A 17,375-nucleotide genomic window follows, 5' to 3' on the forward strand; every position below is an offset into this window, starting at 1 on the left:
TTAATTAATGATTAAGTATATTTCTTTAACTGTTCAATATATCATATAGCAAAATAACTAAGATAAAACAGAATAATGAGTAACGAAATCGAATTAAAATTTGAAATCAATGACAATGATATTGCTAATTTAAAATGTTTTTTGGAACAATGGGCTGATAGTGACGAAGCCGAATTTTCGGCAATATCATCAGTAAAACGACGCTCTACAAAACTCAACTTGACTAATACTTATTATGACACAAGTGATTATTACTTACGTAATAACCATTGTGGTCTGCGAGTAAGAGGATGTGAAGAAAATCACCAAAAAAAGTTTGAAATCACCTTAAAGCGAGATAGCAAATCAGTGGCTGGTTTACATGAACGAATAGAATTTAATGTCAACTTACCTAACTCAGAACCTGATTTAACACTATTACCACATGCGGCATTACCTGATAATTGTAATATTGCCCAGTTACAACAAAATTTATTGCCATTGTTTAGTACTGATTTCAAACGTCAAACTTGGTTGATTTCGTTTGCAAGTAGTGAAATTGAAGTCGCTTTAGATCAAGGAGAAATTAAGTCAAACCAAAAGGTTAAAATTATTCAAGAAGTCGAACTTGAACTCAAACAGGGTAATAAACAAGATTTGCTCAATTTTGCGCTTGAATTAAGTCGATTTCATTTACATCTTTTTTCACAAAGTAAAGCCGCTAGAGGTTATTTGTTGCTTAAAAATTCACCATTGAAAAGCTGTCAGTTTGATATTAAAATGCATCAAAATTTAACTCAACTACTCAATTTTTGGCAACAAAATGAAGAATATGCGTTAGAAACTAACAACTTAAATTTTTATCAACAAACTTTAAACCAGATTAGCAATGTATTAACTGATAAAAATCTATCTCTTGAACCTGAATTTACTCAATGGCAAGAGGCATTATTGTCTTTTAACTCAATAAAAAAGTTTGCTTTTAGTGAACTGAACACAAGGTTAAAACTGGCATTGATTGCGAATCTGACTCTTAATTAATGGACTAAAATAGATGAAATTCTCTTTTTTTAAATTACCGTTCTTTTTTGTACTCTTTTATTGGATTCTTGATAGCATCTTTACGATTGGATGTGTGCTTTTTGTTAATAGTGATTTTCATAGCGATGAAGTATTGGTTTTATTTAGTTCAAATAGTTATAGTATATCATTATTAAATAACCTAATTTTAACTAATACTTTTAATCAATTAGCGAATCTGGTTCTAGTTTTTATTACTTCAGCAATAGTATTAAACAAATATTTTATTTATCGAGTCAACGCAAATAATCTTTTATATGCATTTACAATAGTACTTTTGATAATAATTGGTTTATATGCTTATCAAATTATATTTGCCCAGCAGACAGGCGTATTTTTGAATAATTACTTGTTGGAATCATACTTCTTTTATACCTATAGGTTTTATATAGGAATATTGCGGTTTGTTAGTTATATTTGGATATTCATGGGTATTTGTTTAGGGATAAAACTATTGCGTTCAGTTTTTGTAACGGAACTGGAAATGATTGCATTACCTCCAAAGTATAGTCAAAAAATTCATTTATCTTTATTTATCTTGTTATTTAATTTTTATTATTTGGTTATTGTCTTATTCTTTTTGAATTACTTTTTACTTCCTGATTTTCTTTTCGAATCAGATATTTTTGCGATGAGTTTTCATTCAATTTTTTTACTAATATGTAATACCGTTGGCTACATTGCTTTACGCAAACAATTTACTTCTGTCGGGTCTAAACTTCAACTAAAAAATTTAGCTTTTAGTTCTGCTATTGCTTTTAGTGTAACCTTGCTACTATCTATAATTGTTTTTTTTATCAATACCTATTTTATGAATTTGGGATGGCTTGATAAGATGGTTGAATCATTGAATGATAAACAAATTTTAGCTATTGCATTCTCTTATATTATAGCATTTTTTGTTGTGTTATGTTTGATTGGTTGGCTCGTTGTTCGCAAAGTAGTAAAGATATTTTTTAGCAAATAAGATCATCATTCTATCGTATTGAACATTGATACGATAGAATTTTAAGATTTTTCTTTTATTAAATAAGCTCCATTGATGTAGCTCATCTTCCAAAATAGTACACCCAAAAGTAGCGAATAAATTACCTGATGATTAGCTATCTATTAATTATGAGGGATTCCTTATTTTGTAAAAAACATTCAATATGTCTATACCGTTTAAATGGTAAAAATAATTACCTGCCTTAAATCAAAATTAACCACTTGAAGTAAATAACGAATCTTAAATAAGATACTCAATATATAGTGAATTATCTTTAAGATCTTTTGATAAAATAACAATAAAAAGCATACGTCACTATTTTTCTACAAACTTTTATTTTTTATATAAATACTATATCAATGACAAAAGTTATTTATAATAGAGGCTTATTTTGGTGATTTTACTTTTAGTAACAATATTTCTAAGAGAGTTTGCCCATGTCGGAATTTAATCTACCACTTTGCCTTTTGCTTGAACAACAAAAGCAAAAAGTTATCTCGCAACTTAAACAATGCCAGCCAGATGAAGTGCAAGCTAATCTTGATATTTTAGTACAAAGTGATTTTTTAGTGGATGCTTTTTATCGATTCCCACAGTGGCTCTCTGAGATAGCAAACAATCCACCGAAAGCCGACGAACGACAATATTACCAAAATTGGTTAACTAAAATATTAACCTTAGTTTCGGATGAAACTGAATTAATGAAAGAATTACGGCAATTTAGGCGTTATATTTTAGTTCGATTAGCATGGTCTCAATTAACCCATATCAGTTGTGATGAGCAAATTTTATTACAATTAAGCGAGTTGGCAGAAGTGATTATTGTTACGGCTCGTGATTGGCTTTATGACCTGAGTTGTAAAGAGTGGGGCACTCCTTGTAATGCGCAAGGTAAATTACAACCCTTGCTGGTTTTAGGTATGGGTAAGCTTGGTGGTGGAGAACTTAATTTTTCGTCTGATATTGATTTGATTTTTGCTTACCCAGAGCATGGGCAAACGCAAGGTGGGCGACGAGAGCTTGATAATAGTGTATTCTTCACTCGATTAGGACAACGCTTAATTAAAGCACTTGATCAAATTACCGAAGACGGCTTTGTTTATCGTGTTGATATGCGCTTGCGCCCGCTAGGCGATGGCGGACCTTTGGTGTTAAGTTTTTCATCTATGGAAGACTACTACCAAGAGCAAGGTCGTGATTGGGAGCGTTATGCAATGGTTAAAGCTAAAATACTTGGGGATCAGCAATCGCCTTATGTTAATGAACTTTACCAAATGCTAAAACCCTTTGTGTATCGCCGTTACATTGACTTTAGCGTTTTACAGTCATTACGTAATATGAAAAGCATGATTGAACGTGAAGTACGTCGTCGTAGTTTAAAAAATAATATTAAGCTTGGTGCTGGGGGAATTCGGGAAGTTGAGTTTATTGTGCAAGTCTTTCAGCTTATACGTGGTGGGCGAGTAGTGGGGTTACAAACCCGTTCACTGCTCACGGCTTTACAGGTTATTGAACAAGAATCATTGCTCAACACTGATGAAGTAACCGCATTACGTGAAAACTATCTTTTTTTACGCCGTTGTGAAAACTTACTGCAAGCTATTAACGATGAACAAACTCAAACCTTACCAGATGATGAACTTGATCAGCTGCGCCTAGCTAGCGGTATGGGATTGGCTAACTGGGCTGATTTTCAACGTGACTTAACTAAGCGCATGCAAGCTAATCGCCAAATATTTAATCAGCTTATTGGTGAACATGAATCGACATCATCCACGGCAAAACAATACAATGATCAGTTCGATGATCTTTGGGTACCCGATCTACAAATAAATGATGTAAAAACAATACTGCCATCTTATTCAGATGATGATGTAAATCAACTTTGGCAAATGCTTGTACAATTTCGTGATGATATCGGTAAACGTACTATTGGTGTACGGGGGCGTGAAATACTCGATCAATTGATGCCTAGATTATTAGAATCCATTTGTAGTGAAAAACAAGCAATAGTCATTTTATCGAGAATTTTTCCTTTACTAGTTAATATTGTTAGTCGTACTACCTATTTAGAGTTATTACTAGAATATCCAGTCGCATTAAAACAGGTGATTCGCTTATGCAGTGCATCACCAATGATCAGTGATCAACTCGCTCATTACCCCATATTGCTTGATGAACTTATTGATGTTAATTCGCTACACCAAACGATTGCACCACACGAATATAAAAGCCAACTTTATCAATATTTACTTCGTATTCAAGTGGATGATGAAGAACAACAACTGGAAGCATTACGACAATTTAAGCAAATGCAATTACTCCATATTGCTACCGCAGATGTTGAGCATGTATTAACCACCATGAAAGTCAGTGATCACCTAACCTATGTGGCCGAAGCATTACTCGATTTTGTTATACAAATGGCGTGGAATCAAATAACCGCCCGTTATGGTCAGCCAGAGCATTTATCTGCTAATGACAAAGGATTAGTTGTTGTTGCTTATGGCAAATTAGGTGGCTGGGAGCTAGGTTATGGTTCCGATCTTGATTTAGTCTTTTTACACGATTGCTCAGTAAACAGCATGACCAAAGGCGAAAAACAGATCGACAGTCGTCAATTTTATTTGCGTTTAGTACAACGAATTATTCACCTATTTAATGTACGTACTAGCTTTGGTATTTTATATGAAGTCGATGTAAGGCTCCGCCCTCAGGGAAATGCTGGGTTACTTGCGTGTAGCTTAAATTCATTTGAGGATTACCAGATGAATGAAGCTTGGACTTGGGAACATCAAGCATTAGTACGAGCCAGAGCCGTATATGGCGAAAGTGAATTAATAAAACGTTTTAACCAAATTCGTCATAATGTACTTTGTAAAAAGCGAGATCAAAATACCTTAAAAACAGAAGTTCGGCAAATGCGCGAAAAAATGAGAGCCCACCTTAGCACATCACACACGCATTTGTTTAATTTAAAAATTGATGAAGGGGGAATTGGTGATATTGAATTTTTATCGCAATATCTTGTACTTAATTATGCTTATCAATACCCAAAAATGACAACATGGAGCGACAACGTTCGTATTTTAGAACTCGCAACAAATTACCAAATTATGGATAGCAACGAAGCCCAGCAACTAACACAAGCTTATATTGACATGCGCAATAAAATTCATCAATTGGCATTACAAGCTTTACCAAGTACTGTTGATGATTCGCAATTCAGTCAAGTAAAAAATATTGTTAATCAAAGCTGGCGTAAGTGGTTAATGTAGTGAGTAAAATATTATTATTTTGTTACTTTCAACGATGAGGCGAGGCTTGTAGTCAAAAGCGGAGAAAAGCATTAAGTCATTTATCATGATAGCCTCACAACGGCTAGAATGAGAAGGCTCATCATGGGGGATGAATTGTTTACCTTTGAACCACGATACTTGATTAGGTAATATTTTATAGTAATGAAAATAAAGAAGCTTGTTATTTTCGATTATTTCGCCATGAAATAAAGCAATAATAAAATACTAAAGGAGAGGGATTTTGCAAGCATTTGTGGAAAATGTTGTTTTAATATTATTAATGGCTGAAAATTTTAGCTGCCAGTAATGGATAGATTAAATAATTGTTTTTAGAAAGGCTTAATTTCAAATTATCCAATAAGCTTTTTAAAACTATTACTTTGTACATAGCAACTGAATTTGTAAAATTTTTTACTCAATCGCATGTATTATCTACGTATATATTCACTAAAATTTCTTCACAACGGTAAAGTTTTAAAACATGTTGAGTGATATTAATAAAAAATAAATGCCACATTAGTGGCATTCATGAGGAAGCGGTGTGAGTCTACAATATTAAGTATTAAGCCACTATTTTACTTCTTTCCACAAAATCAGATCCTGATCTTCAAGACCTGAAGCATCAAAGCTGATTGGTGCGATATCTTCGCGGTCAAAAGCGATGTCACCACCATTAATAGCACTATCACCTTTTTGGATCCCTTTAAAATCAAATAAATTAGTATCACACAAATGGGATAGGGTGATATTTTGCGTGGCTCGAAACATGGTTTCTATCCGGCCAGGAAACTTCCTATCCCACTCATTTAGCATTTCTTTAATGACTTGTCTTTGTAAGTTGGGTTGTGAACCACAAAGATTACAAGGAATAATCGGGAATTGCTTAATTTGCGCATATTTAGCAATATCTTTTTCTTTACAGTAAGCCAGCGGTCGGATAATGATATGTTCACCCGAATCATTCATTAACTTAGGGGGCATTGCTTTAAGTTTGCCACCATAGAACATATTTAAAAACAGTGTTTCTAATATATCATCACGATGATGCCCAAGCGCAATTTTAGTTGCGCCAAGCTCGGTCGCAGTGCGATATAAAATTCCCCGACGAAGGCGTGAGCATAAAGAACAAGTTGTTTTGCCTTCAGGGATTTTTTCTTTAACAATGCCATAGGTATTTTCTTGGACGATTTTATACTCAATACCAAGCGAATTTAAATACTCTGGTAAAACGTGTTCGGGAAAACCAGGTTGTTTCTGATCTAAATTAACCGCAATTAATTCGAAATTTATTGGGGCACTGATTTTTAAATTAATAAGAATATCAAGCAAAGTATAACTATCTTTACCACCTGATAGGCAAACCATAATACGATCGCCTTGTTCGATCATATTAAAATCAGCGATTGCTTCGCCCGTTAGGCGACGCAATCGTTTATGTAGTTTATTTTGATTATATGTATTCATCACAATCTTATTAGTTATTCCGCTCGGCTCATATAGCGACGCTCAGCGATGTGAATTTTGACTTTTTCATTATTATCAATATACTCAGGAACTTGAATAACAAGACCCGTTGATAATGTTGCAGGTTTAGTTCGTGCGCTTGCTGAAGCGCCTTTAATACTTGGCGATGTTTCAACAATTTCTAAATCGACAGTTTGTGGTAGCTCTAATGCGATGACTTCGTCGTCCGCCATTAATACTTGAATTCCATCCATTCCGCCCTCAGGAATAAATAAAAGCTCATCTTCAATTTGTTCTTTTTTGAAAATAAATGATGTGTAATCTTCATTATCCATAAACACATATTCATCCCCATCAACATAAGAAAAACTAACAGGACGGCGAGACAGTTCAATGGTTTCGAGGATATCATCTCCTTTAAATCGTTCTTCGACTTTGCCGCCATTTTTGACGTCAGTAAAACGCATTTTATAAAGCGTACTGGCACCACGAGCACTAGGGCTTTGAACATCAATATCTTTAACGAGTAATAATTTGCCATTATAGGTGACTGCATCGCCACGTTTTATTTCATTTGCTTTAGCCATAATATTTTCTTCGCGATTATTAAAAATAGAGTTAAAAAATTAACTCGCTATTTTAACGCTAACTTGTTATTGTCACCAACTAAATTTATTAATAAGCTTTAAATTAAAGGAAAAATGATGGCAAATTTATTTCAATGTCGAGAAAATTGTGGTGCTTGTTGTATTGCACCATCAATTTCTTCTCATATTCCTGGTATGCCTAATGGTAAAATAGCTGGTATTGCTTGTATTCATTTAGGTGAAGATTTTAAATGCCAGCTATTTGGGCTTGCATCAAGACCATCGGTTTGTGAGCGGTTACAACCCTGTTACGAGATGTGCGGTGATAATCGTGAGCAAGCATTGGATTATTTAACTCAATTAGAACAACTTACACGTGGGTAAGTATTGCTTCTATTTAACAAATGAGATTTATTATTAAAATTATTTATCTCGTCATGCTTTTTTTTTGATACACTTCTGCGCATTTTATTTTATCTGTAATGATTAATATAAATTTTGAGCTGCCAGTTGACAGCTAAGAATGTAACGTGCTGAAAATACGTATACGCTATAAAATTGACTCTCTTTAATAAAGAAGAATATTGCTATGAAAAATAAATTAAAACGAGATTTAAAGGCTCGTCATTTAACCATGATTGCCATTGGTGGTTCCATTGGTACAGGATTATTTGTTGCATCTGGTGCAACAGTTGCGCAGGCAGGTCCAGGAGGGGCACTACTTTCTTATGCCATTATCGGCGTAATGGTTTACTTTTTAATGACAAGCTTGGGTGAATTGGCTGCTTACCTTCCCGTTTCAGGAACATTTGCAACTTATGGATCACGTTATGTCGATGAGGCATTTGGTTTTGCTATTGGCTGGAATTATTGGTACAACTGGGCAATTACTGTTGCGGTTGACTTAGTTGCAGCGCAATTGGTGATCTCATATTGGATAGATTTAGGTAGTTATAGTTGGCTTTGGAGCTTTCTATTTTTAAGCATTATCTTTTGCCTTAACTATATTTCGGTTAAAGGCTTTGGTGAAGCAGAATTTTGGTTTTCACTAATTAAAGTTGTCACTGTTGTTCTTTTTATTGCTGTTGGGTTGCTCATGATTGTCGGTATTTTGGGTGGAGCACAAGGTGCAGGTTGGCACAATTGGCAAGTAGGTGACGCTCCGTTTGTTGGTGGATTTTCATCAATGATTGGCGTAGCTATGGTGGTTGGGTTTTCGTTCCAAGGCACAGAGCTGATAGGTATTGCTGCGGGTGAATCAAGTTCTCCAGAAAAAAACATCCCTAAAGCAATGAAACAAGTATTTTGGCGAATCTTGTTATTTTATATCTTTGCAATCTTAGTCATTAGTTTAATTATTCCATATACTGATCCTAATTTGTTGCGCAATAACGAAACCGACATTAGTGTAAGCCCATTTACTTTAGTATTCCAAAATGCAGGGTTACTGTCAGCTGCGGCATTAATGAATGCTGTTATTTTGACATCAGTTCTTTCTGCTGGTAATTCAGGATTGTATGCGTCAACTCGAATGCTTTATGCCTTAGCTAAAGAAGGTAAGGCTCCGAAAATTTTTGGAAAATTATCGTCATCAGGGGTGCCTCGAGTGGCGCTACTAGTAACGACATTTGTCGCTATGCTTTGTTTCTTAACATCTATGTACAAAGATCAAGAAGTTTATCTGTGGTTGCTGAACATGTCGGGTATGACGGGCTTTATTGCTTGGCTTGGTATCGCCATTAGCCATTATCGTTTTAGAAAAGGTTATATTGCTCAAGGTCATGATCTTAATAAATTACCATATCGCTCAAACTTATTCCCATTGGGGCCTATTTTTGCTTTTGTACTATGTTTGATTATTACTTTAGGTCAGAATTACGAAGCATTTTTACAAGACACCATTGACTGGAATGGCGTGATTGCAACCTATATTGGTTTACCGCTATTTTTAGTAATTTATTTTAGTTACAAAATAGTCAAAAAGACAAAATGGGTTAAATACGATCAGATGAACTTTTCTAAAGAAGATTAAATCGCTAGTTTAAATTTATCACTCATCCGTCGACAAAGGTCGACGGATTTTTTATTAAAAAAGAGATAAATAAACCGTTATACTTTTAAATAGTTTATTTAGATAACGATATTAGCGACTACGGAAGATGATACGTGCTTTAGATAGATCGTAAGGCGTCATTTCAACAGTAACTTTATCGCCAGTGAGAATACGAATATAATTTTTTCGCATCTTACCAGAAATATGTGCAGTAACGACATGACCATTTTCAAGTTCAACACGAAACATCGTGTTTGGAAGTGTATCAAGTATGGTACCTTGCATTTCAATGTTATCTTCTTTTGCCATTGGGGCCTCTTAATAATAAATACAAATTAAATATACTTAATTGATTTGCCATGTAAAGTGCTTAATGACAAAACAATAATGTTACACTTTTATCTTACCTTATCGGTATTTGATGAAAAGCCTAACAAGCTAAGTATAAACACAAAAAAACTGAGTTTAGAATATATAAATACAGCGGCGAAATAATGCCGAAAAAACTGTCAGATGTAAAGCCCTTTCTACTATTTCTTTATATTATAAAGTCTTTGTTGCTGAATATAGTGCCATACTTGAGGTGGCAATAACTTTTCACAACGTGCTTGATTGTTAATATTTCGCCTAATTTCCGTTGCTGAAATATCTTCAAGTGGTGTATGCGCAAAAAAGATATAGCCATGAGGTGAGTCATGTAATTGTTCAACTTTGGTTGTACTATGTTCATCAATCCATTGTTGTAGCTCAATGTTATTGGTATTTTGTGCATAACCTGGTCTACGGCAAATTAACAAATGGCAGTAATCAAGCAGTGTTTTCCATTTGTTCCAAGTTGGCAAGCTCAATAATGAATCTTGCCCCATAATAAACGCCAGTCCATTACTATTTCCCTTTTCTTCTCGCCACGCTTGAAGTGTTTCAATAGTGTAAGACGGGCGTTTTGATGCTCTAGGAACGATCTCTCTTATATCTAACGCAAATAAAGGTAAATCTTCGATAGCTAATTTTAACATTGTTAAACGTTGTTCAGTATTGGCTTCGGGTTGAGGTTTATGGGGTGGAATATGATTAGGCAATAAACTAATTTGCTTTAATCCCACTTCATTTGCTAATGAAATAGCAGGACGAAGATGTCCATAATGGATTGGATCAAAAGTCCCTCCTAATAATGCGTTCAACATTTATCTAATCCCATAAATTGCATTGATAAATTAAATATTTCGTCCCATATTTGAACTTGATTATTATGTTTTAGACTGATTTCAATTTCAGTCAGTTTGGCTAGTAAATTAAATAAGCTTTTAATATCACAACGATTTAGATAATTGGTATAAATCGTTCTTTTATTTTGCCAAATTTTATATTCATCAAAAACCTGTTTTAAAGATTTTTGCTGTAACCCTTTTTTTAAATTAATGATCAGTATTAGCTCACGTTGAATAATTCGCAACAAGATTAATGGCTCAAATTCATTCATCTTTAACTGCTGTAAAATATGCATAGCCCTTTTTATTTTATTGGCCATTAATGCATCAGTCCAATGATAGGGCGTAAATATTGCTGAATCATTAATATTGCTTTCGACTTCGTCATAAGAAATGATGTGATCGGGATACAACAATTTTAGCTGTGCAATAATTTGCGTTAATGCAAGCAAATTGCCCTCATAATAATAGCAAAGTAGATCTATTGCTTTAGGCTCAATAGCAATTTGTTGTTGCTGTAAATGATTTTTAACCCATTGTGGTAGTTGTAAGGTATCGGGTGTGGCACAATTGACAACAACCAATTTATCCGATAAAGCTTTATACCAAATTGCATTTTCTTGTGTTTTAGTCATTTTATTGAGCGTGATTATCAGTGCAATATCAGGCGTTAAAATCTCGCTGAGCGTATTAAGTTTAGCGGTAATGCCTGCATTTAATGAATTCTCACCAAAATCAAGTAGAAGCAAAGTGTTGCTTGAAAATAAATTCATTGCTTGGCAGCAATCAAAAATGGCTATCCAATCAGTTTGATTATCAATAACAAAAGTAAGCTGTTCATCAAAGCCAGCAAGTTTAAAAGCGTTTCGTAACTCAGTTTGCGTATAATGCTGTAAATAAGGATCACTACCTAAAATCAAATAATAAGGTGATCCTAATTTATGGCTAATTTGATCGGCACTAATTTTAATCATGATAACGTTAATTTACCGCATCAATTGATTTTAATTTACGAATGATTTGTTTAGCTGCCTGTTTAAACATCTCGTTTTCAATTAAATCTTGCTCGACCGTTTTTGCTAGTGCTTCAGATGGATTGTCAAAGAACGTTCTAAATACACGAACATTAATTGGGTATGTCTGTTGGCCTGCAATAACAACTTGCGCTTCAACAGCTAAGACTAATTGATATTCGGCAGCTTTACCATCCTGATAAATCGAAATGGTATTGCGACTTAGATTTTCGCTTATCATTCTTAGCGATGGCAATTGCTCTGAAGCATTATTATTAGCTAGAGTCACTTGGTTATCGTGCAATAACTCTTTAATATCGCGAGACAGGCGGCCATAAGGATCATAACTTACATAAGACATCGTTTTGAAACGTTCAGGTACTTCTGGCTCATGTTGTAGATGAAATCCACATCCTGTTAAGGATATTGTTAATAACATAATGAATGCTAAATATTTTCTCATACTTATAACCGCCTAAATTGAGTTATCAAACAATATTAACCAACAACAAGGTTTAACAATTTACCTGGTACGTAAATCACCTTACGGATAGCAACATCGATCAAATATTTTTGGATGTTAGGCTCTTGTTTTGCTTGTGCCATAACAAAATCTTGATCGGCATTAGCTGGCACAGTAAATTTACCGCGAACTTTACCATTAATTTGCACAACAATGAGCTTTTCATCTTCAACCATTGCCGATTCATCAGCGATAGGCCATGTAGTGTTATCGATCGATTCGCTATGGCCTAAAGCTTGCCACATAACAAAACAGGCGTGTGGCATCATAGGGTAAAGTAATCGAACAATTGCATTTAATGCCTCACCCATTAGAGCTCGATCTTGCTCGGTTTCTTGTGGCGCTTTTTGTAAGCGATTCATAAACTCCATCACAGCAGCAATAGCCGTATTAAAGGTTTGTCTACGGCCAATATCATCACTCACTTTCGCAATGGTTTTATGTAATTCACGACGTAATGTTTTTTGTTCGCTATTTAAACTTGCAATATCAAGTTTAGCTGTTTGTCCCTTTTGGGCATGTTCGTAAACTAAACGCCAGACACGTTTAATAAATCGGTTAGCACCTTCAACGCCAGACTCTTGCCATTCCAGTGTCATATCAGCAGGCGAAGCAAACATCATAAACAACCGAACGGTATCCGCACCGTATTTTTCAACCATTTCTTGTGGATCGATACCATTATTTTTCGATTTTGACATCTTCGTCATGCCAGCATGAACAAGCTCATTACCTTTACTGTCAATGGCTTTAGCAATGCGTCCTTTCTCATCACGTTCAATCGTGACTTCAGTTGGTGACACCCAAATACGTTCATTCGTTGGACTTGTGTAGTAAAATGCATCTGCTAATACCATGCCTTGGCATAGCAAGCGTTTTGCTGGTTCGTCTGATGATACCAAACCAAAATCACGCATTAATTTATGGAAGAATCTAAAATAAAGTAAATGCATAATAGCATGTTCAATGCCGCCGACATACTGATCAACAGGTAACCAATAGTTTGCTGCGTTTTCATCTAACATGCCTTTGTCATAGTGTGGGCAAGTATAACGAGCATAATACCAAGATGATTCCATAAAAGTATCAAAAGTATCAGTTTCACGCAGTGCGTTTTGTCCGTTTACAGTTGTTTTTGCCCAGTTGGGATCGGCCTTAATCGGGCTGGTAATGCCATTCATTTCGACATCTTCAGGTAAAATAACTGGTAATTGATCTGCTGGAGTAGGTATAGTTGTACCATCTTCAAGTGTTACCATTGGAATTGGCGCTCCCCAATAGCGTTGGCGTGAAACACCCCAGTCGCGTAAACGGTAGTTAACTTTACGTTGACCAATACCCAATCCTATCAGCTTATCAGCAATGGCATTGAATGCTTGTTCAAAATTAAGGCCATCAAACTCACCAGAATTAAATAGGATCCCATGCTCAGTATAGGCTTGCTCAGATACATCAGGTGCATTGCCGTCTTGGTTTAAAATAACAGAGTTAATTGGCAAGTTATATTTAGAAGCAAACTCATAATCACGCTCGTCATGGGCAGGAACCGCCATTACTGCGCCTGTGCCATATTCAATTAACACAAAATTGGCAATCCAAACAGGGACTTTTTTACCTGTTAAAGGGTGAATAGCATAAAAGCCAGTAGCAATACCTTTCTTTTCCATGGTTGCCATATCGGCTTCGGCTGTTTTAGTGTTTTTACATTCAGCGACAAACTCAGCAATTTTAGGATCGTTTTTGGCTGCTAATTGAGCAAGCGGATGCTCTGCGGCAACGGAGACAAAGCTAACGCCCATTAACGTATCAGGGCGTGTTGTGTAGACGCGTAACTTATCAGCGTAATTTTCAACAGCAAAATCAAATTCGACCCCTTCAGAACGACCAATCCAGTTACGTTGCATGGTTTTAACTTGCTCTGGCCAACTTTCTAGCGTGTCTAGATCATTAAGTAATTCTTCGGCATAAGCAGTAATTTTAATAAACCATTGCGGGATCTCTTTACGCTCAACAGGGGTGTTACAACGCCAGCAGCAACCTTCAACCACTTGCTCATTAGCAAGAACCGTTTGATCGTTAGGGCACCAGTTAACTGCTGAGGTTTTTTTATAAACTAAGCCTTTTTCAAATAGTTTAGTGAAGAACCATTGTTCCCATTTATAGTATTCGGGACGACAAGTGGTCACTTCACGATCCCAATCATAACCAAAGCCTAAAAGCTGTAATTGCTTTTTCATATAAGCAATATTTTCATAAGTCCATTTTGCAGGAGCACTATTATTTTTAACAGCAGCACCTTCAGCAGGCAAACCAAACGCATCCCAACCGATAGGTTGTAGTACATTTTTACCGTTTAAGCGCTGATAACGTGAAATGGTATCACCAATGGTATAGTTACGAACATGGCCAAGATGCAAGCGCCCAGAAGGGTAAGGGAGCATTGATAAGCAGTAGTACTTCTCTTTTGATGGATCTTCAGTAACGTGAAAGGTTTTATTTTCTTGCCAGTGTTTTTGTACAGTGGCTTCGATTTCATCAGGGCGATATTGTTCTTGCATGACGAGTTAATGTCCTATCTATTATTGCTAATAAAAATATGTCGCTAATTGTATTGGTTATTGATTCGTTTTACAAATGATATATGAGGCACAATATTGATTTCTTTCAGTAGTAAATTTAAATATTCATCAGCTCAGATAAGCTTTGATCTACAAAAAATATTGCATTGTTTACAGAAATGATTTAATTAAGATAACCCAATTAGATTATCTTAATTAATCAGTTAACTGTAATGATAGAAAGTACTAATGATTAGAAAATATTCGGCTGAATATAAACAATCTTCTTTATAGAATAGGTTAATCGTGATGCGGGTTGTTAGTCACACTAGTTAATTAATAAGTTGGCTAATTTTTATCTATATCAAGCATCAACTTTCTCAAACAGTGAATAAAGGGTAATGATTTTTTTAGTTTAGCTATCACATAAAAAAGAACTAATATAATGAGATTAAAAGGATTGTATTTTGATTGCCAGGTTGATGGTTGTGCTCCTGATACTTTTGCGGTCACAGAGTTTACTTTAGATGAGCACCTGTCAGAGTTATTCACCTTAACCTTGACGGTAATTAGTGCCGATGCTGATATTGATATTAAATCGCTGATTTTGTGTAATGCGCATTTAACGGTGAGTCAAAATGGTGTATTTCAGCGAGAGGTGATAGGGATTATTACCGAAGCTAAGCGAGGTAAAAGTGGTTTTCGGCAGACCTACTATACCCTGATTGTTCGCCCCTCGCTATGGTTACTCACCCAACGCCAACAAAGTCGTATCTTCCATTTTAAAAGCATTCCTGAAGTCCTCGATATTTTACTGCAAGAGCATCAAATTCGCTTTTGTTGTGATTGTCGGGATAAACATACTCAGCGTGAATTTATCACTCAGAAACGAGAAACAGATTATGCATTTTTTTGTCGCTTAGCGGCAGAAGAAGGAATAACTTTTTGGTTTGAAGTCAACAAAGGCGAAGCGCAGTGCTTATATACGGATAGTTTTCTTTCTGTGTTAGGCGGTGATACGCTAGAATATAATGACCATCCGCAAAGTAGCACAGAGGGCGACTTTGCTTATCAGATGAATTTGTCTGCTCGAATGACACCCCAAAAGGCAATAGGCAAAGACCGGACATATTTACATCCTCGTTTTTCTTATCAACACGAAGTTAGGGGAGACACCTTACAAGGGTCGAATACTTCTCTCTACACCATTTATGACAGCTTTGCCCGTTTTCCTGATTACGATTCGGCTGAACAGATGACTCGTTATCGACTGGAGGTTTTACAAAGAGAGAGTGAATATGGTGAGGGCGAAAGTAACTGTTTTACTTTACGCCCAGGTTATTATTTTCAGCTTTGTGGTCACCCTTCTGTCGCTCTTAATGAAAAATGGCAGGTGGTCGCTGCGGTTCATCATGGCGTTTTACCCCAGTCAGGACAGGAAGACTTTAGTGACACAGCGGCGAGCTTAACCAATTACTTTCGTTTTATTGGGTATTACAAAAACTGGCGCCCAACGTTTATTCCTAAACCTATTGCTGATGGTCCAGAAGTAGCCGAGGTAGTAGGGCCTGCAGGTGAAGAAATCTTTACCAACAAGCTAGGACAGGTCAAAGTACACTTTCACTGGAACTTATATGACGAGGCGGACGAAAAGGCATCGTGTTGGGTACGGGTTATGCAAGGTTGGAGTGGTCGAGGTTATGGATTTTATGCTATACCACGTATTGGTCAAGAAGTGATAGTCAGTTATATCAATGGTGACATTGACCGGCCGATTATTACTGGCTGTACTTACAACGACATCATGGCATTGCCGGTGCAATTACCAGAGAAGAAAACACAAACGGTATTTCGAACCCAAACTCACAAAGGTCAGGGGCATAATGAATTACGTTTTGACGATGCGACGGGTAATGAACTTTTGCATCTACATGCACAAAAAGATATGGATATACAGGTTCGTAATAGTAAAAATGAACGCATTGACTATGACCGTACTACTAGCATTGGACATGATGATAAGCTAGTGGTGGCTAACAATCGAATTATAACCGTGGAGCAGCAACAAGATATAACTATTAAAGCCAATAGTCTTGAAAAAGTAGTAGCAGATAAAAGCCTAATCGTTGATGGTGACCTGATGCAAAAAGTCGCTGGCAATGTCAGCATGGACACCAAGGGCAATTTAGTATTAGAAAGTCACGATAAAATCACCTTTAAAGTAGGCAATAGTTTTATTGTCGTACATGCTGGAGGCATTGATATTAATGGTCCGAAAATTAATATTGGCCCAGTGGTAAATATTTGTGATGCAGGTAGCCCATCAAGTGTAAGAGCTCCGCTTAATCCTGCGATTTTAGCTGCACTGGCTGGCAGCGGTATCCCCTTTATTGAGCGTTGTCCAATTGATACGTCAGCAAAAGTGTCTCCATCGCTTGATGAATATCAAAAAGTGTTTGTATTAAAAAATGAAGAGGGTGAGCTATTAGCTAATGTTAAATATAAATTAACGTTGGGCTCAGGCAAAGTCATTGAAGGTATAACAGATAGTGAGGGGCGAACTGAATGTATATTGTCTGACGAAGCTGAAAATGTGAAGTTTGAATGCTTTATATGCTGAAAA

Annotated in this window: 13 protein-coding genes; 6 read left to right on the forward strand and 7 right to left on the reverse strand. The window is 35.9% G+C overall.

From position 1 onward, the window contains the following. Positions 1-75: 75 nt before the first annotated feature. The 3 genes from A9G41_RS00465 (at position 76) to glnE (ending at position 5,325) form a co-directional block, all read left to right on the forward strand. Positions 76-1,020 (forward strand): CYTH domain-containing protein, encoded by a 945-nt coding sequence (locus A9G41_RS00465; RefSeq protein ID WP_065588887.1) that lies wholly within the window; start codon positions 76-78, stop codon positions 1,018-1,020. A gap of 13 nt (positions 1,021-1,033) precedes the next feature. Then, positions 1,034-2,026 carry a hypothetical protein gene (locus A9G41_RS13745; protein ID WP_141675177.1) on the forward strand — a complete coding sequence of 331 codons (993 nt, stop codon included), beginning with the start codon at positions 1,034-1,036 and terminating at the stop codon, positions 2,024-2,026. Between the two features lie 458 nt (positions 2,027-2,484). Then, positions 2,485-5,325, forward strand: a complete 2,841-nt coding sequence (gene glnE, locus A9G41_RS00475; protein WP_075539174.1) for a bifunctional [glutamate--ammonia ligase]-adenylyl-L-tyrosine phosphorylase/[glutamate--ammonia-ligase] adenylyltransferase — start codon at positions 2,485-2,487, stop codon at positions 5,323-5,325. A 591-nt stretch (positions 5,326-5,916) separates the two neighbouring features. Here glnE and ttcA read toward each other — a convergent pair. Together ttcA and efpL are read right to left on the reverse strand one after the other, a co-directional pair. Beyond that, positions 5,917-6,810 carry a tRNA 2-thiocytidine(32) synthetase TtcA gene (ttcA, locus tag A9G41_RS00480; RefSeq protein WP_065588110.1) on the reverse strand — a complete coding sequence of 298 codons (894 nt, stop codon included), beginning with the start codon at positions 6,808-6,810 and terminating at the stop codon, positions 5,917-5,919. A 14-nt stretch (positions 6,811-6,824) separates the two neighbouring features. Then, a complete protein-coding gene (gene efpL / locus A9G41_RS00485; RefSeq protein WP_065567057.1) occupies positions 6,825-7,397 on the reverse strand; it encodes an elongation factor P-like protein EfpL in 573 nt (190 codons plus the stop codon). Positions 7,398-7,514: 117 nt separating this feature from the next. On the opposite strand from efpL, the gene A9G41_RS00490 reads away from it, so the two are divergent. Both A9G41_RS00490 and A9G41_RS00495 read left to right on the forward strand, forming a co-directional pair. Next, positions 7,515-7,781 carry a YkgJ family cysteine cluster protein gene (locus A9G41_RS00490; protein ID WP_065580500.1) on the forward strand — a complete coding sequence of 89 codons (267 nt, stop codon included), beginning with the start codon at positions 7,515-7,517 and terminating at the stop codon, positions 7,779-7,781. A gap of 205 nt (positions 7,782-7,986) precedes the next feature. After that, positions 7,987-9,429: an amino acid permease gene (locus A9G41_RS00495; RefSeq protein ID WP_065581845.1), complete on the forward strand. Its 1,443-nt coding sequence runs from the start codon at positions 7,987-7,989 to the stop codon at positions 9,427-9,429. Positions 9,430-9,540: 111 nt separating this feature from the next. Here the strand turns inward: A9G41_RS00495 and infA are convergent, their stop codons facing one another. From infA to leuS, 5 genes are all read right to left on the reverse strand, one after another. Beyond that, on the reverse strand, positions 9,541-9,759 hold the full coding sequence (infA, locus tag A9G41_RS00500; protein ID WP_025315083.1) for a translation initiation factor IF-1: 219 nt from the start codon (positions 9,757-9,759) through the stop codon (positions 9,541-9,543). 221 nt (positions 9,760-9,980) lie between these two features. After that, complete coding sequence (gene nadD, locus A9G41_RS00505; RefSeq protein WP_065581846.1) at positions 9,981-10,634, reverse strand: nicotinate-nucleotide adenylyltransferase; 654 nt, start codon at positions 10,632-10,634, stop codon at positions 9,981-9,983. Continuing rightward, complete coding sequence (holA, locus tag A9G41_RS00510) at positions 10,628-11,632, reverse strand: DNA polymerase III subunit delta (RefSeq protein ID WP_075539175.1); 1,005 nt, start codon at positions 11,630-11,632, stop codon at positions 10,628-10,630. Before holA ends, nadD begins: the two co-directional genes overlap by 7 nt. A 7-nt stretch (positions 11,633-11,639) precedes the next feature. Continuing rightward, positions 11,640-12,134, reverse strand: coding sequence for an LPS assembly lipoprotein LptE (gene lptE / locus A9G41_RS00515; protein WP_065581848.1), 495 nt, complete (start codon positions 12,132-12,134; stop codon positions 11,640-11,642). Positions 12,135-12,169: 35 nt separating this feature from the next. After that, entirely contained in the window at positions 12,170-14,752 is a 2,583-nt protein-coding gene (leuS, locus tag A9G41_RS00520; protein ID WP_065581849.1) for a leucine--tRNA ligase, read from the reverse strand. Positions 14,753-15,197: 445 nt separating this feature from the next. Here leuS and tssI point away from each other — a divergent pair, with 445 nt between their 5' ends. Continuing rightward, entirely contained in the window at positions 15,198-17,372 is a 2,175-nt protein-coding gene (gene tssI, locus A9G41_RS00525) for a type VI secretion system Vgr family protein (RefSeq protein ID WP_075539176.1), read from the forward strand. The last annotated feature ends 3 nt before the right edge of the window (positions 17,373-17,375 follow it).

The organism is Gilliamella sp. Nev5-1, assembly GCF_001690895.1.
Lineage (GTDB): Bacteria > Pseudomonadota > Gammaproteobacteria > Enterobacterales > Orbaceae > Gilliamella > Gilliamella apicola_C.

Coding starts and splice junctions, on each gene's coding strand:
- lptE (WP_065581848.1), bottom strand. CDS start 12,134: ATGAGAAAATATTTAGCATTCATTATGTTATTAACAATATCCTTAACA.
- holA (WP_075539175.1), bottom strand. CDS start 11,632: ATGATTAAAATTAGTGCCGATCAAATTAGCCATAAATTAGGATCACCT.
- efpL (WP_065567057.1), bottom strand. CDS start 7,397: ATGGCTAAAGCAAATGAAATAAAACGTGGCGATGCAGTCACCTATAAT.
- A9G41_RS13745 (WP_141675177.1), top strand. CDS start 1,034: ATGAAATTCTCTTTTTTTAAATTACCGTTCTTTTTTGTACTCTTTTAT.
- tssI (WP_075539176.1), top strand. CDS start 15,198: ATGAGATTAAAAGGATTGTATTTTGATTGCCAGGTTGATGGTTGTGCT.
- A9G41_RS00495 (WP_065581845.1), top strand. CDS start 7,987: ATGAAAAATAAATTAAAACGAGATTTAAAGGCTCGTCATTTAACCATG.
- leuS (WP_065581849.1), bottom strand. CDS start 14,752: ATGCAAGAACAATATCGCCCTGATGAAATCGAAGCCACTGTACAAAAA.
- infA (WP_025315083.1), bottom strand. CDS start 9,759: ATGGCAAAAGAAGATAACATTGAAATGCAAGGTACCATACTTGATACA.
- A9G41_RS00490 (WP_065580500.1), top strand. CDS start 7,515: ATGGCAAATTTATTTCAATGTCGAGAAAATTGTGGTGCTTGTTGTATT.
- ttcA (WP_065588110.1), bottom strand. CDS start 6,810: ATGAATACATATAATCAAAATAAACTACATAAACGATTGCGTCGCCTA.
- nadD (WP_065581846.1), bottom strand. CDS start 10,634: ATGTTGAACGCATTATTAGGAGGGACTTTTGATCCAATCCATTATGGA.
- glnE (WP_075539174.1), top strand. CDS start 2,485: ATGTCGGAATTTAATCTACCACTTTGCCTTTTGCTTGAACAACAAAAG.
- A9G41_RS00465 (WP_065588887.1), top strand. CDS start 76: ATGAGTAACGAAATCGAATTAAAATTTGAAATCAATGACAATGATATT.